This is a genomic window from Streptomyces sp. NPDC002845, from assembly GCF_053591955.1.
Window position 1 is genome coordinate 55259 of sequence record NZ_JBSFUU010000045.1, and the last position, 23426, is coordinate 78684.

Genomic DNA, 23426 nt, shown 5'->3' on the forward strand with positions numbered 1-23426 from the left:
GATTTTTCTGATCATGCAGTATCCTGTCCCGCCACGAAGGGGGCCAGATATCGCCGAAACGCACAGAGGTGCAGGTCAGACCAGGAGTCGAGTCCGATCTCAACGCCCTCACCGCCATCTACAACCACTACGTACGTGAGACGCCCATCACATTCGATACCGCGGTCTTCACACCCGAAGAGCGCCGCCCTTGGCTTCTCTCCCACCCTGAAGACGGTCCGCATCGTCTGAAGGTTGCCGTGGACACCGACTCACAGCGAATTCTTGGGTACGCGACGAGCAGCCCGTTCCGCCCGAAGCCGTCGTACTCCACCTCCGTGGAGATCTCCGCCTACCTCGCCCCCGGCGAGGGCGGCCGCGGCATCGGCACCCTGCTCTACAAGGCCCTGTTCGAGTCCCTCGCCGAGGAGGACCTCCACCGAGCGTACGCCGGGGTCGCGCTGCCGAACGAGGCATCCGTGCGGTTGCACGAGCGGTTCGGGTTCCAGTACGTGGGGACGTACCGGGAGGTCGGGCGGAAGTTCGGGCGGTACTGGGATGTGGCCTGGTACGAGAAGGATCTCTAGGTCATCCGCCAGGTCATCCGCTCTTGGAGGAGCGGCTGACTTCCTGGAGGAGCCGCTGACCTCCCGGAGGGGCCGCAGACCCTCGGAGTTACGAGGTACCCGTGTCGACCGCCGCGCTCCATGCTGGCCGTGCCACCAGGTCGGTGGCACCCCGCAGGGGGAAAGCATCAGGAGAAACCGGGGATGACCAGCATCAGCAAGACCCGCGCCACTCTCGCCGCCGGCGCCGCCCTCGTCGCGGGCGCAGCAGTCATGATCATGCCGGGCACCGCGCAGGCCGCCTCGTACAGCGACTGCAAGAAGGGGGACATCTGCTTCTACACCGGGTACAACGGCACCGGCAAGATGTGCTCGTGGGACGGGAACGACAGCGACTGGCGGGGCGGCTCCATCAGGTGCTCGTGGGCCGGCACCAACAACGTCAAGTCGGTGTACAACAACGGCTACAACAGCGGCAAAAAGGACGTCGTCTACTACAAGAAGGCCGACTACAAGGACCGCGTCGGCTGCACCAAGGTGGGCAAGCAGGGCAACCTCGCGGGCACCTACAAGGTGCGCTCCCACAAGTGGGTCACGTCTTGCTGACCGGCTGCCGCCGGCCCGCCTGACCCGAACGGGACGGCCCGCCCCCGTGGCACGGCCACGAAGCGCGCGCCCTGAGGGTGTCCACCGCCCAGCCTCTCCAGGCCCCCGCCCAGCCCCTCCAGGTAACCCGCCGAGGCAGGTGCCCGAGCGGGCGAGGCGCTGGGCGGGGGCACCCGGGCGGGCAGCGTCTCTGACTGGCTTAGGGATCCCCCGTGTTGCTCAGGGACGTGAGCCAGTCGCCTTCGTGCCCTGGTGCTGAACAGCGGAAGCCGTCAGCCCTCGTGGCACGTCCCTCCGGACGCTGGTCGGTGAACTCTCGCGACCCCACCGAGGAGGGTGCCCGACGTCGCCTGGGCGCCGGGCGTGCGCGTGATGTTCTGCCACGGGATCGCTACGGATCGCTAATCCCAACTGGTGAGCCTCGGGCCTGCTCCGAGGCCCAGGCTCACCGCCGCCGCCTTCGCAGTCGGCCACACCCCGGAGGTCGCCACCTCGCCGGGGTCTTTCGGCGTGCGTGGCCGACGCGCGCCCTACCCGAACTGCACCGACCGCTTGGCCATCCCCAGCCAGAACCCCTCGATCACGGACCTCTGCGTATCCAGCTCCCCGGAGACCTCCGCCGCCCCCATGGTCACGAACAGTGGTGCGAAGTGTTCGGTGCGGGGGTGGGCGTAGCGGCCGGAGGGGGCCTTGTTGAGGAAGTCGAGGAGGGAGTCGACGTCGCGGGACTCCAGGGCGCGGCGGCCCCAGTCGTCGAACTCGGAGGACCAGGTGGGGACGCCGGGGCCCGTGTGGCGGAGGGCGGCGAGGTTGTGGGTGAAGAAGCCGGAGCCGACGATGAGGACGCCCTCGTCGCGCAGGGGGGCGAGCTTGCGGCCGATGTCCATCAGGCGGACCGGGTCGAGGGTGGGCATGGAGATCTGGAGGACCGGGATGTCGGCCTCGGGGAACATCTCCACCAGGGGGACGTACGCGCCGTGGTCCAGGCCCCGGTCGGGGATGTCCTGGACCGGCGTACCGGGGGCGCGGAGCAACTTGCGGACCGAGTCGGCGAGTTGAGGGGCGCCGGGGGCGGCGTACTGGACCTGGTAGTAGTGCTCGGGGAAGCCCCAGAAGTCGTAGACCAGGGGGACGGACTCGACCGCGCCCAAGGCCAGGGGGGCTTCCTCCCAGTGGGCGGAGATCATGAGGATCGCCTTGGGGCGGGGCAGGTCCGCGGACCAGGCGGCGAGCTCGCCCGGCCAGATGGGGTCGTCGGCCAGCGGCGGGGCGCCATGGCTCAGATAGAGGGCCGGCATGCGCTCGGCGACGGGGCGGCGCTCCTCGGTGGCGGCGGACATGGCGGCGACTCCCTCTTCACTCCATGATCACTTGGGGGCGTGATGATTTAACTCTCAATATTTGTCTTTCACCTTACATCCCTATAGTTCAAAATTCAAGGACGGGCACCGTAAAGTGGTGTGTATGAACACGGCTCCCGCTGACGAAGAACCCCGCTGGCTCACCGCCGACGAGCAGCGCATCTGGCGTTCATTTGTGCACGCCACAACCCTCCTTGAGGACCATCTCGACCGCCAGTTGCAGCGCGACGCGGGCATGCCTCACGTCTACTACGTCATGGTCGCGGTGCTCAGCGAGGCGCCGCACCGGCGGCTGCGGATGACGGAGCTGGCGATGAAGGTCAAGATCACCCGGTCCCGGCTGTCGCACGCCATCGCCCGGCTGGAGAAGAACGGCTGGGTGCGTCGCGAGGACTGCCCCTCCGACAAGCGGGGCCAGTTCGCCGTGCTGACCGACGCCGGGGTCGAGGTGCTGCAACGGACCGCGCCCGGCCATGTGGCCGCCGTACGACAGGCCGTCTTCGACCGGCTCTCCCCCGAACAGCAGAAGGCCCTCGGCGACATCATGCAGATCGTCGCCGAGGGACTCCAGCCGAAGGAGGCGGGAGCGGACCTGCCCTGGCTCCGCTGAGCCGTCAGGCGTTCAGCGGAGCCAGGGCAGGTCCTGGGAGTCGTACGTACGGGGCGTCCCCTTCCTCGTACGTACGAGAGGTCCCGTCGGGCCCCGAAGCCCGGTCACGGGTGTCAGTGCGCGATCACCGGCACCTTCACCTCATCCTCCGTGCCCTCGCCCGTGCCCGCACCCTGGGCCGGCCCCATCTCCGGGCGGCCGGTGTTGACGAAGGTCAGGGCGATGACGGCCGCCAGGACGAGGATGCCGACGGCGAACCAGATGGCGTTGGTGTAGCCGTGCACCATGCCCTCCAGCTGAAGCAGCTGCTGCTGGGAGCGGGAGGTCGCCGAGGTGATGTTGTCCGCGATGTAGGCGGTCGTGGCCGAGGCCGCGATCGTGTTCAGCAGCGCCGTACCGATCGCGCCGCCCACCTGCTGCGAGGTGTTGACCATGGCCGAGGCCACACCCGCGTCACGCGGCTCGACACCGTACGTGGCCAGCGACATCGCCGGCATGAACGCCGTACCCATACCGAGGCCGAGCAGCAGCTGGGCCGGCAGGAGCAGACCGGCGTACGAGGAACCGATCTCCATCTGGGTCAGGAGCAGCATGCCGAGCGCCGCGGCCAGGAAGCCGGGGCCCATCAGCAGGCGCGGGGGAACCCGGGTCATCAGGCGGGTGCCGATCTGCGTGGAGCCCGTGATCATGCCCGCGATCATCGGCAGGAACGCGAAGCCGGTCTTGACCGGGGAGTAGCCCTTCACGATCTGCAGGTAGTAGGTCAGGAAGAGGAACAGGCCGAACATCGCGATGATCGCCAGGCCCAGGGAGAGGTAAATGCCACCGCGGTTGCGCTCGGTGATCACGCGGAGCGGCAGCAGCGGGGCCTTGACCCTCGACTCGACCAGGACGAACGCGGTCAGCAGCACCGCCGACGCCACGAACATGCCGATCGTCACCGAGTCGCCCCAGCCGTCGGACTCGGCGCGGGTGAAGCCGTAGACGAGCGAGACCAGACCGAGGGTGGACAGGACCACGCCCGGGACGTCGAGCGGGGAACGGTTGCGGCCGCCCTTCGGCTCACGGATGACGAAGTACGCGCCCGCCGCCGCGACGATCGCGAACGGGATGTTGACGAAGAACGTCCAGCGCCAGTCCAGGTACTCGGTCAGCACACCGCCGAGGATCAGGCCCACGGCGCCACCGCCACCGGCGATCGCACCGTAGATGCCGAACGCCTTCGCCCGCTCCTTCGCGTCCGTGAACATCACGGCCAGGAGGGAGAGCGCGGCCGGCGCCAGCAGCGCACCGAACGCACCCTGCAGCGCGCGGGCGCCGAGCATCATCGCCTCGCCGGTGGCCGCGCCGCCGAGGGCGGAGGCTCCGGCGAAGCCGATCAGGCCGGTGACAAAGGTGCGCTTGCGGCCCCACAGGTCGGCGACCCGGCCGCCGAACAGGAGCAGACCGCCGAAGGCCAGGGCGTACGCCGTGATGACCCACTGGCGGTTGCCGTCCGATATGCCCAGGTCCTGCTGGGCGGACGGGAGGGCGATGTTCACGATGGTCGCGTCGAGCACGACCATCAGCTGGGCGAGCGCGATGAAGACGAGCGCTTTCCAGCGGTTGGAATCGGGGGCGTCGGGCGTGTCGGGAGCGCCGGGCGTGCCGGCGGTATCAGGGACGCTTCGGGCTGTTTCAGACATGGGGGTACCCACCTCGGGACTTCAGAACTTCGGGACTTCGTAAGAGAAAAAGACAGACGGAAGGCGGCGGCTCGTCGCCGTTGACGGCCGTGAAGTTTGGTACGAGTTACGAGCTACGAGTCGCGACTCTCGCCGTGCGCCGAACTCAGCGGCGGACGCGCTGCGGGATCAGGTACGGGTCAGCTACGGGGTCAGCTGTGGCATCGGCTGCGATTCAGGTCCGGCGCAGAACCTCCATGGTTATGGCCGTACCCGGCAGTTCGGAGCGGGCCGGAGTCCGCAGGCCGTCCAGGTACAGCTGAAGGTGCCGGTGGACGAAACGGTCCATGCCCAGGCACGCCATCCCCGCAGGCGGACGACTGAGCTGGGCCACGACGATCATCAGGTCGCCGACACCCACGTCGGAGCGGAGCTGTCCGGCCGTACGGGCGCGCTCCATGAGCTCCTCGACCAGTTCCTCCATCCGCGCCCGTGCCGCCTCCAGATCGGGGTGGTGCTTGTCGAAGGTGCTGGAGATTATCGGGCAGAGCGCGCTGACCCGCTCGTCGGCGGAGGCGTGCACGAAGCGCGACAGCGCCTCGAACGCGTCACCGGTCTCGGTGAGCGCGGCCTTCGCCGCCTGAGACGTACGGTCCATGACCGAGCAGACGACCTCCCGCACCAGCGCGTCACGGTCCGGGAAGTTGCGGTACACCGTGGCGTTGCCGACGCCGGCCCGGCGGGCGATCTCGTCGAGCGGCACATCGGGGCCGAACTCGACGAACATCTCGCGGGCGGCGGTGACGATGCGCTCCCGGTTGCGCAGGGCGTCGGCCCGCAGGCGGGGCGTCTTGCGCTGCACGAGGGGTGCGGTCTCCACGGCGTACTCCCTACTACGTCATCACTGCGTAATCGCTGCTACGTCATCGGCTTCGCTCGCCGCACGAATGGATCAATGGCTTCGCTGGAGGCGATCCGGGGATTGCGTCCCCGCTTCGCTCGGACACATGGCTAAACGGGGAAACGATCCCCGGTTATTTCCCTCTCCCGGATCTCTTTTGAGTGACCCGCGTCACACCTCCGGGTCGAAGAAACCCACGATCGGCCTCTCCAGCGCGCGCCCGCGCTTCCCCCGTCACAGGGTGATCGAAACAGGGTGCAGCCTCACACCGGGTGACCGGCGGCTGCCGTGGAGCGAAGGGCCCATGCATGCAGCAGCCGTCCAGTCGCCGCCGCATACGCCCGCGCCGTCTCGCCGCGCTGGCCTCGGTCACCGTCCTCACCCTCACGGTCAGCACCTCCGCCGGCACCGGACACCTGACGGCGTACCCGACGACGTACCCGACGACGAACCCGACGACGGCAGCGGGCACCACCGCACTGGGCCGCTCGCCGGCGCTCAGCTCCTGCATGATCAGCGGCTCGCCCGGGGTGCAGATGTCGGAGGGCATACCGACCCCGCCCGGCTACGCCTCCTCCACCGGCACGGTCCGCGCCCTCAACCTGATGATCGACTTCTCCGACGCCCCTGGTCAGGGCACGGCCCTCGAACGCCTCGCGGAGTTCGTCCCGCAGACCCGCGACTGGTTCACGACCAGCTCGTACGGCCTTCTCGACTACCACCCCGAGGCCCCCATCGGCACCTGGCTGCGCATGCCCAAGCCGTTCCGGTCGTACGGCATAGAACGCGGCGCCCCCTTCGACCCCGGCTACCGCGAGCTGGTCGAGGACATCGTGGCCGCGGCCGACCCGACGGTCGACTTCAGCACGTACGACCTGCTGAACGTCCTCGTCACCCCGAACGCGGGCCCCTCCGCCCTGGACACCGTCCTGTCGGTGACCTTCGCCGGCAACAGGGAGGCCCCGGTCGCCGACGGCGTGCCGGTCGCCAACACGTCCTTCGTCTACAGCCGCCAGGACGACGGCTCCGGCTCGTACTCCGAGACCGGCTACCGCGTACTCCCCCACGAGAACGGCCATGTCTTCGGCCTGCCCGACCTGTACACCCACGAGGGCGGGGGCGCCGTCGGGCACTGGGACATCATGAGCGAGGACTGGGGCGTCGACAACGACTTCCTCGCCTGGCACAAATGGAAGCTCGGCTGGCTCGACGAGACCCAGGTCCACTGCGCGACCCTGCGCGGCACCACCGAGTACACCCTCACCCCGCTCGCCGAAACCGGCGGCGCCAAGCTGGTCTTCGTCCCCCTCAACCGGCGCACGGGGTACGCCGTCGAGCTGCGCACCCGCGCCGGCAACGACGTGGCCGTGTGCCGCCCCGGCATCCTCATCTACAAGGTCGACGCGACCGTCGACACCGGCAACGGCCCCATCAAGGTCTACGACTCCCAGCGCGACAGCGGCGGCTGCACCCGCAGCCCGAACGTCCACGCCGAGCTCTCCGACGCGACCTTCATTCCCGGCGAGTCCTTCAAGGACCCGAGGACGGGGATCACGATCACGGTGGCGGGCGCGGACCCGGCCGGGCACTACCGGGTCCATGTGACGAGGCGGTGAGAGCCGGGGCAGCCGCGTACGACCTGGGATTACGGTGACACCATGCGCCCGAGTGCCACCGCCGCCGACCCCTCCGATCCCGCCGAGGCCGTCGCCCCCCTCATGCGCGGGATCGCCGTTCTGCGACAGCTCACCGAGGCGGGCGGAACGGCGAGTCTCAGCGGCCTGGAGAAGGCCACGGGCCTGGCGCGGTCCACGGTCGACCGGATCACGGCGACCCTGGCGCGCATGGGTTACGTACGGCTGGACGGGCGGGACGCGGTCCTGGCCCCCCGCCTGATGGAGCTGGGCAACGCGTACCTGGCCGCTCTGCGGCTGCCCGCGCTGCTGAACCCGTACGCGGACGCCCTCGCCGACGAGCTGGACGAGTCGGTGTCCCTGGCGGTCGGCGACCGCGACGGCATCCGCTTCATCCACCAGGCGACCCGCCGGCGTGCCATGTCGCTGAGCTTCCGCATCGGCGACCTCCTCCCCGCCGAACGCACCGCGCCGGGCTCGCTGTTCGCCGCCGAGTGGGGCGAGGAGGAGTGGTCGGCCTGGCGTACGCGGTGGGCCGCCGATCCGGAGGGGCACGGGTTCCCCGCGGTACCGCCGAGGGCCGGGGCGTACGACGACTTCGAGGCGCGCGTGGCTCAGGCGGCTGCCCAAGGGTGGGCGCTGGACGACCAGTTGATCGAGCCGGGGCTGGTGGCGGTGTCCGTGCCCGTGCGCGAGCCGGGGCCTTCCGGCCGTATCGCGTGCGTCGCGAGCGTGGTGAGCCATACGAGCCGGCACACGGCGAACTCGGGCTCGGGCTCGGCCGCGGGCTCGGGCTCGGGCTCGGCCGCGGGCTCGGGCTCGGGCTCGGGCTCGGGCTCGGGCTCGCTGCGGTCGGTACTGCTGCCGCGGCTGCGGGAGACCGTGGCGGTGATGGAGGCGCGGCTGCGCGACGCTCCCCCCGCCCGGCCCGAGGCGCCGTCGGGGCTGGCGACCTGGACCGGGGCCTCCAAACAGGAACTGGGCCGGGAGTTCGTCGAGTCCCTGGCGCGCGGCCTGACCGTCATCACGTCGTTCGGTGAGGGGCGGGCGGAGCTGTCCTTGACGGAGGTCGCACAGGCCACGGGGCTCGCCCGGGCCACGGCCCGGCGCGCGCTGATCACTCTGGAGCACCTCGGGTACGTGACCTCCCACGACCGCGCCTTTCGGCTCACGCCACGGGTGCTCGGGCTCGGCTTCCCGCCCCTGTCCACGCTCTCACTCCCCCAGATCGCCGCCCCCCACCTGGCCGAACTGTCGTCCTCGGTGCACGAATCGACCTCCCTCGCCGTCCTCGTGGGCGACGAGGTCCAGTACACCGCCCGCGTCGCCAGCGGCCGCATCCTGAGCGCCAACGTGGCCGTCGGGACGAGGCTGCCCGCCTCCGCGACATCCCTGGGGCGCGTGATGCTCGCCGACGTGGAGGGGCTACGGCTGCCGGAGCTGGAGCGCGTGCGCGAGCAGGGCTACGCACTCGTCGACGGGGAGCTGGAGCAGGGCCTGCGCTCCATCGCCGTCCCGGTACGGGAACGGGGCGGGCGCGTCGTGGCCGCCGTGAACGTCGCCATGCACAGCGGCCGGCGCACGGCGGAGGAGTGCGTGCGGGAGGTTCTGCCGGAGTTGCGGGGGGCTGCTGGGCGGATCGAGGCGGAGTTGGGGGTGGCGGGGAGGTTCAGGGGGGTGGCCGGGGGTGAGGGGGCCGGGGGTGAGGGGGCCTGGGGTGAGGGGGCCTGGGGTTGAAGGGCAGGGGGATCGAGGGGAGCCGGGGGATCGAGGGGAGCCGAGGGAGGCGGGGACACCTGCGCCCCGCCACGACAGGTACGCGGCCCACACGGTGATGTGCGGGCCGCGACGAACATACAGTGCACCGTGGCCGACGCCGACCGCTACGACGCCGAGGCCGGCGAACGCCGCTGGGCGGCCCTGCCGAACCTTTCGGCCGCCGCCCTAGGATCCGGGCTTCACACGGCCGGGTTCATCGCCTGCTGCCAGTCCTGGTTGGTGATCTTCGAGCGCAGGTATTCCAGGGACTGCTCGACGAGGTGCCGGGCGCGGCGCGCGTCGACGCCGATGAGGGTGCCGCGGTGCTTGAGGACCCGCCTGTTGACCAGCACTGTGTCCACATCGGCGCGTTCGGCCTGGAAGACGACGTGCCCGGCCGGGTTGTTGGTGGGCGTCATCGTCGGCGTGTCGGAGCGCAGCAGGACGAGGTCCGCCCGCTTGCCCGGGGCGATCGAGCCGATGAGACGGTCCAGGCCGAGTGCCCGTGCGCCGCCGATGGTGGCGTACTCGAGCACGTCCTGAGCGCGCAGCGCGTTGCTGGTCAGTGACTTGCCGGCTTCGTGGGCGCGCAGGTGGGCAAGTCCCCGGTCGGCGTTGAGGGTGGCGCGCATGGCGGAGAAGACGTCGCTGCTCCACCACACCACGGTGTCCTGGGACAGCGAGACCGGGATGCCGTACTGGCGGGCCTTCGCGGTGGGCGGGTAGCCCTGCCCGGCGTTGAGCTCGCTCTCCGCCGAGAGGGACAACTGGGCGCCGCTGTCGGCGATGCGCCGGTAGGCGTCGTCGCTCAGCGAGGCGGCGTGGACCAGGGTGGTCGACGGTGACAGAGCGCCGTTCTCTTCCAGGAAGCGGATGTTGTCGTCGCCGACCATCCCGAACACGCCTGCGTGGGTGCTGAGCGGCAGGTCGAGGTCGCGGGTGTGCTTCAGGGCCCGACGGGAGTCGTCGGTGTTGACGTAGATGTCGAACGCCGCCTGCATGGTGACGAGCTGGTCGGTGCCGGCGAACCGCTCCTTGAGCATCTTGTCGATGCGCCCGTCGTAGACCCACTTCAGGTCGGCGGCGAAGGCGTTGCTGTAGCCGAACCGGGCGCGTCCCGGTACGGCGAACAGCGCGTCCACGGCGGCGTCGGCGTGGTCGGGGGTGCGCAGGCCGTGCGACCAGTCCATCACGGTGGTCACCCCGTCGTTGACGGCCTCGACCATGCTCAGATGGTTGGCCGCGTAGATGTCCTCCGGGCGGAACAGCGGCCCCCACTTCGTCAGCATCCATTCCACGTACTGGGCCAGGGTCCAGTCCGCGCCCACGCCCCGCATCGCGGCCTGCCACATGTGCTGGTGGGTGTTGACGAAGCCGGGCAGCAGCAGGGCTCCGGCGGCGTCGATGACGGTGGCGTCCGCGGGCGCGGACAGCCGTTGGCCGACCGCCTCGATGTCCGTGCCGCGGACCAGGACGTCGGTGTCGGGCAGTACCCCGCGGCGGGGGTCCATGGTGACCACGGTCGCCCGGCGGAAGAGGACGGGCCGGCCGGGTGCGAACGTCACCGGCGCGGCCGCCGGTGCCGGGGATGCCGTCGCGGTCGGGGAGGCCGCCCCCAGGCCGACGCCCACGCCTACGGCCGTGGCGCCGGCAGCACCGGCGAGTACCCGTCGGCGGCCGAACGTCCGCGCCCTGTGACCAGCCGGTTCCGGGGACGTTGATCTGGCCGACGACTCGGGCTGGGTCATGTCTGTGTTCTTGTTCATCATGTTCGCTGTCTCTTGTCTCTGGTCCTTCTGGTGATCTGGGTTGTTCTCGGTCCGTGTCGCAGACGTCCGGTCATCGGTCGTAGGCGAGGCGGGCCTGGCGGGGCACCGGGCCGAAGGCGCCGGCGTGGAAGTCGGTGAACGCCTTGGTGATCTCCACCTTGGTGTTCATCACGAACGGGCCGCCGACGGCGACGGGTTCGCGCAGTGGAGTGCCGCTGTAGACCATGACGCGGGCGGGCTGTTCGGGATCGACGGCCGCCAGGTGCAGCGAGGTGGCCGCCGGAGCACCGCCGTCATCCCCGCTCCTCCTAGTGACGGGGTCGGACCAGCCGGTCTGCCCCGCGTGCAGTTCCCGGCCGCCGATCAGCAGGCGCCCGTTCATGACGTGGGCGAACAGCCGGTGTTCGGCGGGGACTTGCAGGTCGTAGAAGGCATCGGGGTCGAGCGTGGCGACGACGCCCTGCACCGGGTGACGGGTGTCGGTCGCGCCGGTGACGCCGCCGACGGTGCCGGCGTGGACGTCGATCGTCACACCCGGCGCGTGCACGCGTGGCATGGCGGCCTTGGTCAGGTCCTGGTAGCGCGCCGGCGTCAGCTTCTGCTCGGCGGGCAGATTGAGCCACATCTGCAGCACGTGCGCGTGCTCGTCGCGGTAGGCGAGCTCACGGTGGATGATGCCGCGCCCGGCGGTCATCCACTGCACCTCACCTGCCTGCAGCGCCCCGGCGTGGCCGAGGTTGTCGCCGTGTTCCAGGACGCCGTCCACGACGGTGGTGACGGTCTCCAGGCCGCGGTGGGGGTGCCACTCGAAGCCGGGGGTGGAGAACCAGTCCTCGACCAGGGCGAGGAAGGGGTCGGTCAGGGCCGGGGCGGTCGGCACGAAGACGAGTGCCTTGTCGTCGACCTGCGCGTCGGGGCCCAGCTGCTGCTTGGTGGTGATGCGGGTCAGCGTGCGCTCACCCGTCAACTGTGCGGTCATGGTTGCTCCGTGATGCCCGGCTCCCGAAAGGAGACGGGGTGATGAAGGGAGGATGGACAGGGTTCAGGCGACGCGCAGTGCGATCTTGCCGCGCGTGTGGCGGGTCACGAGGGCTTGGAGCGCCGTGGCCGCGTCCGCCAGCGCGTAGGTCCGTCCGACGGGAATCCTGATCGTGCCGTCGGCGAGATGCCGCGCCACGCGCCCGAGGATCTCGGGGCACGGCCCGTGCACGACGTTGGTGCGGCCTGGGCCATAACCTGCGGCGTAGGTCGGCGAGGCGATACGGCCGCCGCCCTTGACGACTCCCGCGAACGGCGTGATCTCGTACGCGGTCACGGCGTCGACGAGCGCGTCCACCCCGCCGGGGTGCTTCCTGCGTACGGCGGCGACGAGGTCACCCCCGCGCGGGAGCACGTCGCTCGCACCCAGGGCGCGCAGGTACTCCTCGTCCTCGGGCAGTCCCGGCGCCAGGACGGTCGCACCGGCCGCCCGGGCGAGTTGTACGGCGATGCCGCCGACCCCGCCGGTCGCACCCACGACAAGGACGGTGTCGCCGGGTGCCAGGTCCAGCGCGTCGACCGTCATGAGCGCCGTACTGGCCGTCAGCGCGGCCGCACCGGCGGTCGCGCTGTCGATGTGGGCGGGCTTGCGGGTCAGCGTGTGCCCGCCGGTCACGACGAGCTCGGCCCAGGCCCCGTCGCCAACGGTCTCCGCCATGGGTACGGCCCCGAAGACCTCGTCGCCGACCTCCACCTCGCTGATGCCTTCACCGACGGCCTCGACGATCCCGGCGAAGTCCCGGCCCAGTGTGATCGGCAGCTCGTGCGGGGCCACGTCCTTGAGGGCACCGTAGGCGATGTCCACGTCCAGCCAGTTCACTGACGACGCCTGGACGCGGACCAGTACCTGCCAGGGCCCCGTGGCCGGCTCCGGAACGTCCTCGCGCAGGACGGGCGGATTGCCGAACGCGGTGACGGTGACGGCCTTCATGGTTGCTCCTCGCGTACAGGATCCGCCGAGCGGACCCGGCGATCGTTGCATGACACATCACCGAACTTACGTGACGCATCATGCATTCCGCTAGGCTGGCCCCATGACCATCTGGCTGACGACCGAGGAACAGCAGGCCTGGCGCGGACTGATCCACCTGACCGACCAGCTGCGGACCGTACTGGGCCGGCAACTGCAGGACGAGCACGCCATCTCCCTGGCCGACTACGAGGTACTCGGCCGCCTCCACGACGCCCCCGGCCGGCGGCTGCGCGCCCGCGACCTCGGCGCCTCCCTCGGCTGGGAACAGAGCCGCCTGTCCCACCAGCTCACCCGGATGCAGCGCCGGGGACTCGTCGAGCGCGAGGAGTGCGAGAGCGACCGCCGCGGAGCCACCTTCCACCTCACCCCCACCGGCCGGGCCGCCATCGAACAGGCCGCCCCGGGACACGTCGACGCCGTGCGCACCCTGGTCTTCGACGCCCTCTCCCCCCAGCAGGTGGCCCAACTCGCCGACCTGACCGGGCACCTCATGGACCACCTGGCGGACACTCGCCGCGCGGGCGGCACGGCCACCACCGACGCCCGGCGAAGGGCGGCGCAGCCGTGACCATCGCCGGGCGCATCACGGCGATGCCGCGCGTCGGCGCGAGCGGTCCGCCCGGGTTCCCCGTACCATCACCTGCCGAATCCGCGAGGTCGGCATCACAAGCCGACACCCTGTTCAGCACGGTGTACGACACCCTCGGCCCACCCGCGACCCAGCGCGTCCGGTCCATCCTGGCTCGCCGCGACGCCGACACGGCCGCCCTCGCCGCCCACCACACGTCGACGATCGCCGGCAGCACCGCCGGGTATCGCTGACTGCCCGCCGTCGAGCAGGCCCTCATCGGCGAGCGCCCCTCGGACCGGCTCTGGGCCGAGGCCGCCGCACACGCGGCCGACGGGGCCCGCCCCCTCACGCACAACGGCTTCAAGACCGAGCTGCTCAAACGCACCGTCGTACGCCAGCTGCGCACCATCGGAGGCACCACATGAGCCAGCCACAGGCAGCCGTCGGCGCGGCGGTCCCCCGAGTCGACGCCCGGCTGAGGGTCACCGGGCAGGCGAAGTACGCCGCCGACAACAACCCCGGCGGGGTCGTGCACGCGGTCATCGTCGACAGCAGCGTCGGCCGCGGCCGCATCACCGGCATCGACACCCGCGCCGCCGAAGCCGAGAAGGGCGTGCTGAAGGTGATCAGCCACTTCAACGCGCCCGAACTCCCTCCCGTTGAAGGGGAATTCCCGCCGGGCGAGCCGCTGCGTGCCTTCCAGGACGACCGCATCCGGTTCTTCGGACAGCCCGTCGCGGTCGTGGTGGCGGCCACACTGGAGGCCGCCCAGCACACCGCGAGCCTGGTGAAGGTCTCCTACGACGCCCGGCATCCCTCCACCGATCTGGCCGCCGCCGACCCCGCCGACGAGCCCGAGACCTATGCGCGCGGCGACGCCGACGAAGCCCTGGACTCGGCCGCCGTCCGGCTGGAGATGACGTACCGGACGGCCCGCAACCACCACAACGCCATGGAACCGGCCGGCATCGTCGCCCGCTGGGACGGCGACAAGCTCACCCTCTGGGAGAAGAGCCAAGCGGCGCAGTTCGCCGCTTTCGGCATGTCCGGCGCGCTCGGCATGCCACCGGACGACATCCACGTCATCTCTCCGTTCCTCGGCGGGGCCTTCGGCAACGCCTTCCGCACCTGGGTGCACTCCGTCATCGCCGCCATGGCCGCGCGCGAGGTGGAGCGCCCCGTCAAACTCGCCCTCACCCGCAGGCAGTTGTACTTCGGCGTGGGATACCGGCCCGCGTACGAGTACGAACTGAGCCTGGGCAGCAACCGCCGGGGGCATCTCACGGCGTCGGCGCACGGCGTGCGCGCCGAGACCTCCACCTACGAGACACACATCGAAGACGTGCTGGTCCCCGGCCGGATGCTCTACAGCACCCCCAACGTCCGCCAGGCGTACCGGCACGTACCGCTGGCACTGAACCACGACCGCACGCCGGGTCCTGTCGCCGCGAGCCGGCTCGCGGTGATGGTCTGCGGGGCACGCGGTCCGTGCCGCGGGCCCGGGAGATTCGGTGGCCGGTTATCCGGTGTGCGGCAGCCGGGTGGCGGGGATGACGCCGAGCCGGCCGGCCTGGTAGTCCTCGAAGGCCTGGATCAGTTCGTCGCGGGTGTTCATGACGAACGGGCCGTAGTGGGCGACCGGTTCACGAATCGGCTGCCCGCCCATGACATACAGCTCCAGCTTCGGGGTGTGTGAAGCCTGCCGCGGCGCGGCGGCGAGGCGCAGGCCGTCCCCGGGCCCGTGCACGGCGAGTTGACCGACCTGGATCGGCCTGTTCTCGGCGCCGATGGTGCCGGCGCCGGCCAGGGCGTAGACCAGCGCGTTGTATCCGGGGTGCCAGGGCAGGCCGACCTGGGCGCCAGGCTCGACTGTGATGTGCGCCAGCGTGATCGGCGTGTGCGTGACCCCCGGTCCGGCGTACCCGGCGATGTCGCCGGCGATGACCCGGATCAGCGCGCCGCCGTCCGGTGTGGTCAGCAGCGCCGCCTGGCTGCCGCGGATGTCCTGATATCGGGGCGGGACCAGCTTCTTCGCCCGGGGCAGGTTGACCCACAGCTGGGTGCCGTGGATCACGCCCCCGCTCATCACCAGGCTCTCCGGCGGCGTCTCGATGTGCAGGATGCCCGCCCCGGCGGTCATCCACTGGGTGTCGCCGTCGGCGATCCGCCCACTGCCACCGTTGGAGTCCTGGTGGTCCACGATGCCGTCGATGACGTACGTGACGGTCTCGAAGCCGCGGTGCGGATGCCACGGGGTCCCCTTGGGCTCACCGGGGCCCAGGTCCACTTCGCCGAGATGATCGAAGTGGACGAATGGATCCAGTTCAGACAGGGGCACATCGGCGAACCCGCGGCGTACCGGGAAGCCCTCACCCTCGTAGCCGCGCGGTGCGGTGACCAACCAGCGCACCTCACGGACCCGGGTCCTGGCAGGGGCGAGCGTGGGCAGGCGGGGCAGGACGAGGACGTCCTCGACGGTGATGGCGGGCATGGCGCTCCTCCCTGTACAGACGCTGCCGGCGATCAGGTGAAGGAGTGCGGGCCGAAGCGGCCCCACGCCACCGCACCGGCCAGCACGATCAGCACAAGGTTCGTCACGATCGCGCTGGACTCCTTGCGCCTGGCGTGGGTTATCGCCGCCCCGACCATCAGCAGCACGAGGCCGACGGCGGCCAGCGGCACCAGGACGGGGATGATGTCCAGCGCGGCGGGCAGGATCAACCCGACCGCGGCCAGCGCCTCCAGGGCGCCGATCAGCTTGAGCATGCCCGGAGAGAAGTCCTCGGCCCACGCCATGTTCGGCGAGGCGACGAGCTTCTCCTTCGGCTGGGCCAGCTTCGCGCCGCCGGCGGCCAGGAAGAGCGCGGCGAGCAGGCCGGCCAGAATCCACAAAACGATGTTCATGAGTTACCAATCAGGGGGTCAGACAGGGCCCCGACGTTCTCGTGATGCGTCCCGATGTGCTCCGGTGGTGCGACCTCGGCTCCAACAGCCGTGGTCAGCGACGGGGTCGGGTCAGCGGCAGCCGTCACGACGGGACGAAGGCGGCGTTTTGCGAGAACGCCGGGGGCCCTGGGAATCAGATGCGTGGAATGAGGTCCGCCGGGTCGCCCGTCAGGCGCTGGCGAAGGCGTGCTTGTGTGCGTTCAGCCACTGCTGGAACGTCTGCAGTTGCGGGTTCAGGTCGCGGACGACGTCGAGGTCGCGGACCGCGTTGAACTGCGGCACTTCCGCGTAGAACTGGAACATGTTGCCCGTCTCGGCCGCGGCGGGGAACGGCTGCGCCCGTACCGCGTCGAAGGGCACCGGCACGTACGCCACTTCTTCACCCAGGGCCGCGCTGAGCTCCTCGGCCATCTGCTTGCCGGTCAGGTGCTCGCCGGCGATGGGCACGGTGCGGCCCACGAGGTCACCGCCGCGGCGGAAGATGCCGTAGGCGGTCTTGCCGATGTCTTCGGCGGCGATGCCGGCGAGCGGACTGTCGGCCATCGGCATGGCCAGCACGAGCCGGCCGTCGTCTCCCCGTTGCGGCGCCATCGGGCCGAGCAGGTTCTCCCAGTAGAAAGTGGTCTGCAGGAAGGTGCTCGGCACCCCGGCATCGGTGAAGAACTGGTTGGCCTCGGCCTTGGCATCGAAGTGCGGCACCTTGTAGCTACCCATCAGCGTCGGCATGCGCTCGTCGTCGAGCGGGATGTAGTCGCGGGTGTCCTCCAGCGTCGACCAGATCACATGGGCCACGCCCGCGGCCTTGGCGGCCCGGGCCATGGTTGCCGCCTCCTGCTTCTCCCGCTCGGGCGACATGTCCTCCCAGAAGTTGGTCACCAGGTATGCCCCATGCGCCCCGTCGAACGCCTCCGTCAGGCTCCGCTCGTCGCTGATGTCGGCCTTCACCACCTCGGCGCCCAGGGCCGTGAGCTCGCGTGCGGTGTCCGAGTCGGGACGGCGGGTCAGCGCACGTACCGCGAACCCACCACCAGCGTCGGCCAGGATCGCCCTGGCCAGCCCGCCACCTTGGGCGCCGGTCGCGCCGACCACCGCGATCACCTTCTTCTCCGCCACGGCCTTCTCCTTCTTGTTGGGTCAGGGGCGACACACCCTGCTACATGGCATGTCATCTACCTCCACGCCCGAAAATACATGACGCGTCAGATGATGTGTCATGTACGTTAGGCGCAGGTGTATGACATGTCAAGCGCCCCGGTAAACTCGTTACGTATGAACGACACACCCGCGTGGCTGAGCCCCGCCGAGCAGCACGCCTGGCGTGCCTTCATCCGCCTGCACCAGAAGCTCTGGGCCACGCTGGAGCGTGACCTGAAGGCGCACAAACTGTCCGGCGCCGACTTCCAGATCCTCGTCGCCCTCACCGACACCCCCGACGGTCGGCAACGATTCCAGGACCTCGCCAACACCATCGAGTGGGAACAGAGCCGCCTGTCCCACCAGATCGCCAGGATGATCAAACGCGGCCTGGTGGCCAGAGAGGAATGCGCCGAGGACGGACGCGGTGCCTTCGTCGCCATCACACCGGCCGGCCGCAAAACCATCGAGGCCGCCGCACCCCACCATGTAGCCACGGTCCGCCGCCTGGTCATCGACGCCCTCAGCCCGGACGAACTCGCCACCTTCGCACGGCTCTCCAACCACATCCTCGAACAACTGGACAACGAGCCACCGTGACCCTCACCGCGGTCCTCGCACTGGTGACACCGCCGACTACTGACTTCGCTCGTCTCAGAGGACCCATGAGACAGCCAGAAATACTTGCCCTGACGCAGCTGCTCCCAGTCGACCTCGGGGTGCGCGTCGACCACCGCGTCGACCGACGCCGTGGTGAAGATCGGCACGTCGACCGCCCCGGCCCGGGAGGTGCCGTACCTCACCTCTCGCCACTCCGTGGGCTTGATCCATCCCAGGGTCCGCATGTGGTCGAAGCCGCCTCGCCCCGAGACGCTCGGCGGCCTGGTCGGGACCGAGCGGGGTGGCGGCGGCGACCAGGTCGGCCAGGTCCTCGCACCGGCCCGCGGCATCGACCTGTTTGGGGTTGAGGAGCGAGCCGTCCGGGTTGCCGCTGAGCTCGGTCAGCAGGCCTCGCACGATGAGCCGGCGGACCACGAACGCGGTCACGTTCGCCCGCTCATCGAGCCGTTCGGGGGGCAGGTTGCGCATGGTCCAGTGGGGGCGCCGCCGTCGAAGAAGCCGAGCACGGCGGCGTTGACGTCCGAGGTGAACATCGCCCGGCACCGCTCCCACTGCGGGGTCCCCATCAGCACGTCAGCCGGCCAGGTCACCCCGTGGCACCCTCCAAGTCGGCGCTGATGAGGATCTTCACGCTGCCTCAGGTTACGCGCCGGCCAGGGAACCTCCTACGAGACAGACGGGCGCCCGAACTCCTTGACACGTCATTCACTTCTCAATATAAATGATGCATCATTCATTTGGTGTGAGGCCCGCCCGCGGCCATGAAGGTCGCGGTGCCTTCGTCAAGGAGAGCGTTGATGGACAAGAAGATCAGCCGTCGTGGAGTGATTGCGGCCACTGGCGCCGGTGCCGCAGCCGCGACGACCTCGATGGTCGCGCCTCAGGCCGCTGCAGCAGCGTCCCGTGGCCGCTCGAAGGAGCAACTGTTCACGTTCGACAACTCGGCGCTGGTGTTCATCGACTACCAGCCGGAAATGCTCGGCTGGGTCAAGTCCATCGACACCAAGGTGATGATGGTCAACGCGAGAGCGCTGGCCCGCCTCGCGGTCAAGATGGGGATGCCGGTCGTCCTGAGCACCATCGCGGTCGAGATGGGCATCAACCAGCCGACGCTCCCGGAACTGCGTGCGGAGATACCGGACGTCCCCGAGATCGACCGCACCACAATGAACTCCTGGGACGACCCGGCCTTCCGCCAGGCGATACGGAAAACCGGCCGCCGCAATTTCATCATGCTCGGCCTGTGGACCGAGATCTGCTTGGCCTACCCGGTGGCGGAGATGCAGGCCGCAGGTCTCAGGACCACGTTCCCCGCGGACGCGGTCGGCGGCGTCACCAAGGAGGCGCACGACCTGGCGGTCCAGCGCATGGTCCAGGCAGGCAGCGTACCCAACTCGACCTTCGCGCTGATCTCCGAGTCGGGCCTCGACTGGGCCTCTCCGCAGGGGCCGATCATGAGGGAGGTCGCCGGCTGGCAACTGGAGGAACTGGAGAAGCTCAACCAGGCCTGACCCTGGCCTCAGCGAACGCTCCGCTCCACATGGAGCGGAGCCGCCGCCTCGATCGCCGCCCGCACCTGCTCCGCGATCACCACGAAGGCGCCGCGGCACCAGACTTACTCACCGGGGGCCCGGGCCGCCCGGCCCGGGCCCCGGCCACCCGGTGAGTCGTCAGTCGGTCCGGCCCGCCACCAGCCGGCGTGACGGCGGTTGGACGCGCCGTCCGTCGGGGGCGTACTCCGTGGAACGGTGCATACATACACCGGCATCATGGTCTTCGCAGCCTTGTCCGCAGGCATGTCGGCAAGGCTTTCGTCCTGCGGCGAGCCCTGAGCGCGCCGACTGAGCACTGGGCAGTGCGCGGGTCGGCCACTGGCGAGAGAGGAGCCTGGCACGGCCGAGACCGGCATCGGACGGATGCCGCAACTGATGGGGCGAGGATCGGGGCGACCTCGAAGCCGCCGGCACAGCGCCGCAGGAGGCCCAGTGCACAACCTCATCGCCCGCGGCCACCCGTGCAGTGGCTCTCGGCGAACTCGCGGGTGCCGTACGAGGTCATGATGTGCACATGGGAGAACCCCCTCCGGCAAGGCTCAGGCACCACCCGGTCAATCAGCGGACTCCCGGGCCGGGTTGGTCCATGTCGACAGGTCCGGGGTTGCGGGACGGGGGCGTCGGATCTCCCCGACCAGTCCTCCACACCGGGCTCGGACGCGTCAGGGGCGAAGGGGACCCCTGCATCTCGCCGGAGCAGCGCAAGCGCGGCGGCCGCGGCGTGCCGGGTGGGGCGGGTCGGTGAACTCCGCCGCGAGACGCAACTCGACGGCTTCGGCCTCGTCCAGCGAGCGGGTCTCGCCGGTGACACGCGGCGGCAGATCGAGGTCCCGGGCCGGGTCGGTGTCCGTAAGACCGAGGCGGCGGGCGGTGGAGAAGCGCATCCGCAGCACGCTGCGGCGCAGATGCCTTGTGGACAGCGAGGCCGGGGCGACGTGCCCGTGGCGGGTGCGGCCGTGTGCGTCGACGAACTGACCGGCGATCGCCGGGGTGAGATCGGTGACCAGTGGCGCACCGCGGACGGTGGCGAAGGCCTCGAAGCGGTGCAGCAGCTGGCCGAACCGGCTCAGTGTCTGCTCGGACATCTCGCCGCGTGCGACGAGGTCCTGCCAGGCCCTGCGCCAAGGACTGCTCCCTTCCGACGCCCGCCGTGCCTGGAGCAGCCCCCAGCGCCACCAGCTCATCGCCAGCGACGGCACCGTCGCCAAGTCCCCGACCCTGTCCACCACTCCCTACAGCGTCGATGCGACCACCGGCGAGATCCGCCGCCACCGCGTCGACCCGGCCTCCTCCTGGCAGAAGGAAGGCGGAGCCGACCGCGCCAGCGACAACGTGCAGATCGCACCGCCGACACAAACAGACGACGACAAGGACAAGAAGGAGAACGAGGGCGAGGAAGCGATGGTCCTGGGCACCAAGTTCGTCGTCCGGCGGCGAAGCCGCCGTCGCCCTCGACCTGGCCTGCGCCATCCTCGACGCCGCCGACGGCTGCATGGCTCCTGATCGTGGGGGACGTGGGCGTAGTTGAGGAAGACGCGGCGGAAGTAGCCGCGGGGTCGGGTGGAGAAGGCGCCTTCCGCGGCATGCACCGCGACGTCATCGCCCGCCGCGGCCGCCTGCTGATCAACAAACGGCACAAGCGCGCCAAGCCCCGCTACGTCCGCACCGTCAGCTACGGCCGCTGCCACCACGAACTGTGGTCCCAAGGCGGCCGTGTCCACGAACGCGCCTTCCTCGACGACGGCACCAGCACCCTCATCCCCCCTGCCCGTCCGCAAACTCGAACGCCGCACCCGCACCCGCACCCGCACCCACCGCTGGTACCACCTGCTCACCATCCTCTGCCCCCGCGGCCCTCACGAACACCGCGAACCCGTCGGCGTCACCACCACCGCCGGGGAACACGACGACGGTCAGAGCGACGCCGAGACCGGCTTCCACCGTGCTGAGCACCTCCTGCAGATCCCCGAGGACACTGCCGTCCACCAACACCTCTACGGCGGCCGCGAAGACACCGAAGCCGACTTCTCCCAGTTCGACCGCTCCCTGTGGAACCGCCGCATGATCGCCTTCGGCGCAGAGTCCCAAAGCCTCGTCGTCCTCGGCTTCCTCCTCGCCCAGAACGCCACCAGCGCCGCCCGCTACAAAGAAGACCCCACCTACTCCGACGCGGACACCGAAGCCACAGACCTCCGCGACGCCGACGAGAAACCCGCCAATCATGAACCAGGCTGAGGCATCAGCCTCAGCCCCACCACCCCAGCCTGATCCGCTACCCTGTCAGGGATCGCCCTCAGCGGCGGTCCCCACCCTTGCCGCAGCGCGGGCAAATGCTCACTCAGAGTATTCAGCCACGTTTCACGCAAGACCCGGCCTTCGTGGGATGTGTGGGAAATTCCGTCGCCGCAGGTCAAGCCTGGTGGTGTGCGACGCCCCAAAACACGGCAAGCCCGAATCCCAAACGTCTTTGCGGCGTTTTCGCAGCTCACGACGTGTGCACAGGGTGCAGCGCAGGGCCCGAATTCAGTGCAACCTGTGCACGTCGACTGGGGCAGGCGGGCCCAGGTGTGCGGCACGCATCTGGCGCTGCCCGAGTGAACCTGTCACTCATGGGACGGCATCCAGATTGCTACTTAAATAGCGATGTGACAGCCTGGACACATGGCAACCTCCCACGCCCCGTCGGTCGCCGACCGCCGCGTCCTCCTGCTTCTCCTGGACAACCAGAAGCGCCTGATGTTGTGCGGTGGATGCTGCGGTGGCTGGACGGTCCCGCAGGCGCTGCTCGCTGCCGGCATCGATTTCGAGGACGGAGCCGCTCAGTATCTGGCTGAGCGATTTCACATCGAGAATCCTCGCTTCGGATCCCTCTATGGCGTTCACGAAACACGGGAGTCCGACTGCTGGGAACATGACCAGCGAACCGTTTCCCACGTTTTCATCGTGCGAATCAGCGCGAAAGAGTCGGACTCGTTTCAGGCGATGTCTCTGTCACACGCCCGGTGGGAAATCAGCGAGCTCAAAACTCGACACCGAGACATCTCCCCTGAAGGGGTGGCTCTTCTGGTCTCTGGATACGTGGAAGGCTGGCTTCCCGACGGCCCCATCTCGCTCTACTGATCTGGAGTCCCCGTGCCTCTGCACGCAATTGAGATCATCCTGACTCGGACCGTACGCGGAGTCGAACTCAAAGCTGCGCGACGGATCAGCGGTATGCCCATGGCGTCGTCGCACAACGGTAAAAGCATCGCCGTTCTCGTGTCGGCGCGGAACGAGAAGCTTGCCATCAGAAAGGTTTGGAGACGGCTTCAGGACTCGCTCCCCATTGACGTACTGTGCACTCTCTTCCCGGGACCGGACGGATTGCTACAGATGAGCATTCCCTTCGCGCCGGGAGTAAAGAGGCGAATCCGGGCATGGGCCAAAGCGTCCGGGAAGAGCACGGAGGAGTTCCTGAGTCAGGCGATCACAGACGCGTTGGCCCGTGATCGTTCCACGGAGACAGCTCGCCAGGGATGTGCGCTGAGCTTTCTGCTCCATAGCTGCTCTTGGCTGGATTCGCCTCTGAGTGACACGGACCGAATCCCCGTTTCAAGGCTGCCGGCGTCACTTGGAGTGCTTGTCCGAAGGATCTCCCATTCCGGAACTGTCGGCGGTCTCTGAACCTGGACCCCTTTGGGGTCGGTGACTTTTGACCCCGTGTGTGCAGTTGTTCACCCGGTTGCCGCGCTCGGTGTGCGGC

At 69.5% G+C, this 23426-nt stretch carries 21 protein-coding genes and 3 pseudogenes; 13 read left to right on the top strand and 11 right to left on the bottom strand.

Annotated elements, in window-relative coordinates:
* Positions 1-47: 47 nt before the first annotated feature.
* Positions 48-566 (top strand): N-acetyltransferase family protein, encoded by a 519-nt coding sequence (locus ACWD3C_RS29040; protein WP_451149047.1) that lies wholly within the window; start codon positions 48-50, stop codon positions 564-566.
* A 183-nt stretch (positions 567-749) separates the two neighbouring features.
* Positions 750-1151, top strand: coding sequence for a peptidase inhibitor family I36 protein (locus ACWD3C_RS29045; RefSeq protein WP_451148997.1), 402 nt, complete (start codon positions 750-752; stop codon positions 1149-1151).
* 530 nt (positions 1152-1681) lie between these two features.
* Here ACWD3C_RS29045 and ACWD3C_RS29050 read toward each other — a convergent pair.
* On the bottom strand, positions 1682-2491 hold the full coding sequence (locus ACWD3C_RS29050; RefSeq protein ID WP_451148999.1) for a dioxygenase family protein: 810 nt from the start codon (positions 2489-2491) through the stop codon (positions 1682-1684).
* Positions 2492-2615: 124 nt separating this feature from the next.
* Between ACWD3C_RS29050 and ACWD3C_RS29055 the strand changes: the two genes are divergently transcribed.
* Complete coding sequence (locus ACWD3C_RS29055) at positions 2616-3122, top strand: MarR family winged helix-turn-helix transcriptional regulator (protein ID WP_451149001.1); 507 nt, start codon at positions 2616-2618, stop codon at positions 3120-3122.
* Positions 3123-3235: 113 nt separating this feature from the next.
* Here the strand turns inward: ACWD3C_RS29055 and ACWD3C_RS29060 are convergent, their stop codons facing one another.
* Together ACWD3C_RS29060 and ACWD3C_RS29065 are read right to left on the bottom strand one after the other, a co-directional pair.
* Positions 3236-4807, bottom strand: a complete 1572-nt coding sequence (locus ACWD3C_RS29060; RefSeq protein WP_451149003.1) for an MFS transporter — start codon at positions 4805-4807, stop codon at positions 3236-3238.
* Between the two features lie 214 nt (positions 4808-5021).
* Positions 5022-5666, bottom strand: coding sequence for a TetR/AcrR family transcriptional regulator (locus ACWD3C_RS29065; protein ID WP_451149005.1), 645 nt, complete (start codon positions 5664-5666; stop codon positions 5022-5024).
* A gap of 329 nt (positions 5667-5995) precedes the next feature.
* Here ACWD3C_RS29065 and ACWD3C_RS29070 point away from each other — a divergent pair, with 329 nt between their 5' ends.
* A complete protein-coding gene (locus ACWD3C_RS29070; protein WP_451149007.1) occupies positions 5996-7303 on the top strand; it encodes a M6 family metalloprotease domain-containing protein in 1308 nt (435 codons plus the stop codon).
* 42 nt (positions 7304-7345) lie between these two features.
* The gene (locus ACWD3C_RS29075) at positions 7346-9058 is read left to right on the top strand and encodes an IclR family transcriptional regulator domain-containing protein (RefSeq protein ID WP_451149009.1); all 1713 of its coding nucleotides are present in this window, start codon (positions 7346-7348) and stop codon (positions 9056-9058) included.
* 221 nt (positions 9059-9279) lie between these two features.
* On the opposite strand, the gene ACWD3C_RS29080 is transcribed toward ACWD3C_RS29075, so the two are convergent.
* The 3 genes from ACWD3C_RS29080 to ACWD3C_RS29090 form a co-directional block, all read right to left on the bottom strand.
* On the bottom strand, positions 9280-10827 hold the full coding sequence (locus ACWD3C_RS29080; RefSeq protein WP_451149011.1) for an amidohydrolase family protein: 1548 nt from the start codon (positions 10825-10827) through the stop codon (positions 9280-9282).
* Between the two features lie 91 nt (positions 10828-10918).
* Positions 10919-11827 carry a pirin family protein gene (locus ACWD3C_RS29085; protein ID WP_451149013.1) on the bottom strand — a complete coding sequence of 303 codons (909 nt, stop codon included), beginning with the start codon at positions 11825-11827 and terminating at the stop codon, positions 10919-10921.
* 63 nt (positions 11828-11890) lie between these two features.
* Entirely contained in the window at positions 11891-12817 is a 927-nt protein-coding gene (locus ACWD3C_RS29090) for an NADP-dependent oxidoreductase (RefSeq protein WP_451149015.1), read from the bottom strand.
* Between the two features lie 103 nt (positions 12818-12920).
* On the opposite strand from ACWD3C_RS29090, the gene ACWD3C_RS29095 reads away from it, so the two are divergent.
* From ACWD3C_RS29095 to ACWD3C_RS29110, 4 genes and pseudogenes are all read left to right on the top strand, one after another.
* On the top strand, positions 12921-13427 hold the full coding sequence (locus ACWD3C_RS29095) for a MarR family winged helix-turn-helix transcriptional regulator (protein WP_451149017.1): 507 nt from the start codon (positions 12921-12923) through the stop codon (positions 13425-13427).
* On the top strand, positions 13424-13681 hold the full coding sequence (locus ACWD3C_RS29100) for a hypothetical protein (protein ID WP_451149019.1): 258 nt from the start codon (positions 13424-13426) through the stop codon (positions 13679-13681). Before ACWD3C_RS29095 ends, ACWD3C_RS29100 begins: the two co-directional genes overlap by 4 nt.
* A pseudogene (locus ACWD3C_RS29105) lies at positions 13682-13855 on the top strand (FAD binding domain-containing protein); the annotation flags it as partial.
* Positions 13852-14763, top strand: a pseudogene (locus ACWD3C_RS29110) (xanthine dehydrogenase family protein molybdopterin-binding subunit); the annotation flags it as partial. The pseudogenes ACWD3C_RS29105 and ACWD3C_RS29110, both read left to right, overlap by 4 nt.
* 186 nt (positions 14764-14949) lie before the next feature.
* On the opposite strand, the gene ACWD3C_RS29115 reads toward ACWD3C_RS29110, so the two are convergent.
* The 3 genes from ACWD3C_RS29115 to ACWD3C_RS29125 form a co-directional block, all read right to left on the bottom strand.
* Positions 14950-15921, bottom strand: coding sequence for a pirin family protein (locus ACWD3C_RS29115; RefSeq protein ID WP_451149021.1), 972 nt, complete (start codon positions 15919-15921; stop codon positions 14950-14952).
* A 32-nt stretch (positions 15922-15953) separates the two neighbouring features.
* Positions 15954-16334 (bottom strand): DoxX family protein, encoded by a 381-nt coding sequence (locus tag ACWD3C_RS29120; RefSeq protein ID WP_451149023.1) that lies wholly within the window; start codon positions 16332-16334, stop codon positions 15954-15956.
* A 210-nt stretch (positions 16335-16544) separates the two neighbouring features.
* Positions 16545-17489, bottom strand: coding sequence for an NmrA/HSCARG family protein (locus ACWD3C_RS29125; protein WP_451149025.1), 945 nt, complete (start codon positions 17487-17489; stop codon positions 16545-16547).
* A 156-nt stretch (positions 17490-17645) separates the two neighbouring features.
* On the opposite strand from ACWD3C_RS29125, the gene ACWD3C_RS29130 reads away from it, so the two are divergent.
* A complete protein-coding gene (locus ACWD3C_RS29130; RefSeq protein WP_451149027.1) occupies positions 17646-18110 on the top strand; it encodes a MarR family winged helix-turn-helix transcriptional regulator in 465 nt (154 codons plus the stop codon).
* Positions 18111-18554: 444 nt separating this feature from the next.
* On the opposite strand, the pseudogene ACWD3C_RS29135 reads toward ACWD3C_RS29130, so the two are convergent.
* Positions 18555-18762 (bottom strand): annotated as a pseudogene (locus ACWD3C_RS29135) (M55 family metallopeptidase); the annotation flags it as partial.
* 166 nt (positions 18763-18928) lie between these two features.
* Here ACWD3C_RS29135 and ACWD3C_RS29140 point away from each other — a divergent pair.
* Entirely contained in the window at positions 18929-19642 is a 714-nt protein-coding gene (locus ACWD3C_RS29140) for an isochorismatase family protein (protein WP_451149029.1), read from the top strand.
* Between the two features lie 704 nt (positions 19643-20346).
* On the opposite strand, the gene ACWD3C_RS29145 is transcribed toward ACWD3C_RS29140, so the two are convergent.
* Positions 20347-20913, bottom strand: a complete 567-nt coding sequence (locus ACWD3C_RS29145; protein ID WP_451149031.1) for a hypothetical protein — start codon at positions 20911-20913, stop codon at positions 20347-20349.
* Positions 20914-21397: 484 nt separating this feature from the next.
* Here ACWD3C_RS29145 and ACWD3C_RS29150 point away from each other — a divergent pair, with 484 nt between their 5' ends.
* Together ACWD3C_RS29150 and ACWD3C_RS29155 are read left to right on the top strand one after the other, a co-directional pair.
* The gene (locus tag ACWD3C_RS29150; protein ID WP_451149033.1) at positions 21398-21919 is read left to right on the top strand and encodes a hypothetical protein; all 522 of its coding nucleotides are present in this window, start codon (positions 21398-21400) and stop codon (positions 21917-21919) included.
* A gap of 426 nt (positions 21920-22345) precedes the next feature.
* Entirely contained in the window at positions 22346-22804 is a 459-nt protein-coding gene (locus ACWD3C_RS29155) for a hypothetical protein (protein WP_451149035.1), read from the top strand.
* Positions 22805-23426 lie beyond the last annotated feature (622 nt).

Coding starts and splice junctions, on each gene's coding strand:
- ACWD3C_RS29045 (WP_451148997.1), top strand. CDS start 750: ATGACCAGCATCAGCAAGACCCGCGCCACTCTCGCCGCCGGCGCCGCC.
- ACWD3C_RS29050 (WP_451148999.1), bottom strand. CDS start 2,491: ATGTCCGCCGCCACCGAGGAGCGCCGCCCCGTCGCCGAGCGCATGCCG.
- ACWD3C_RS29055 (WP_451149001.1), top strand. CDS start 2,616: ATGAACACGGCTCCCGCTGACGAAGAACCCCGCTGGCTCACCGCCGAC.
- ACWD3C_RS29060 (WP_451149003.1), bottom strand. CDS start 4,807: ATGTCTGAAACAGCCCGAAGCGTCCCTGATACCGCCGGCACGCCCGGC.
- ACWD3C_RS29070 (WP_451149007.1), top strand. CDS start 5,996: ATGCAGCAGCCGTCCAGTCGCCGCCGCATACGCCCGCGCCGTCTCGCC.
- ACWD3C_RS29075 (WP_451149009.1), top strand. CDS start 7,346: ATGCGCCCGAGTGCCACCGCCGCCGACCCCTCCGATCCCGCCGAGGCC.
- ACWD3C_RS29080 (WP_451149011.1), bottom strand. CDS start 10,827: ATGACCCAGCCCGAGTCGTCGGCCAGATCAACGTCCCCGGAACCGGCT.
- ACWD3C_RS29085 (WP_451149013.1), bottom strand. CDS start 11,827: ATGACCGCACAGTTGACGGGTGAGCGCACGCTGACCCGCATCACCACC.
- ACWD3C_RS29090 (WP_451149015.1), bottom strand. CDS start 12,817: ATGAAGGCCGTCACCGTCACCGCGTTCGGCAATCCGCCCGTCCTGCGC.
- ACWD3C_RS29095 (WP_451149017.1), top strand. CDS start 12,921: ATGACCATCTGGCTGACGACCGAGGAACAGCAGGCCTGGCGCGGACTG.
- ACWD3C_RS29115 (WP_451149021.1), bottom strand. CDS start 15,921: ATGCCCGCCATCACCGTCGAGGACGTCCTCGTCCTGCCCCGCCTGCCC.
- ACWD3C_RS29120 (WP_451149023.1), bottom strand. CDS start 16,334: ATGAACATCGTTTTGTGGATTCTGGCCGGCCTGCTCGCCGCGCTCTTC.
- ACWD3C_RS29130 (WP_451149027.1), top strand. CDS start 17,646: ATGAACGACACACCCGCGTGGCTGAGCCCCGCCGAGCAGCACGCCTGG.
- ACWD3C_RS29140 (WP_451149029.1), top strand. CDS start 18,929: ATGGACAAGAAGATCAGCCGTCGTGGAGTGATTGCGGCCACTGGCGCC.
- ACWD3C_RS29155 (WP_451149035.1), top strand. CDS start 22,346: ATGGCAACCTCCCACGCCCCGTCGGTCGCCGACCGCCGCGTCCTCCTG.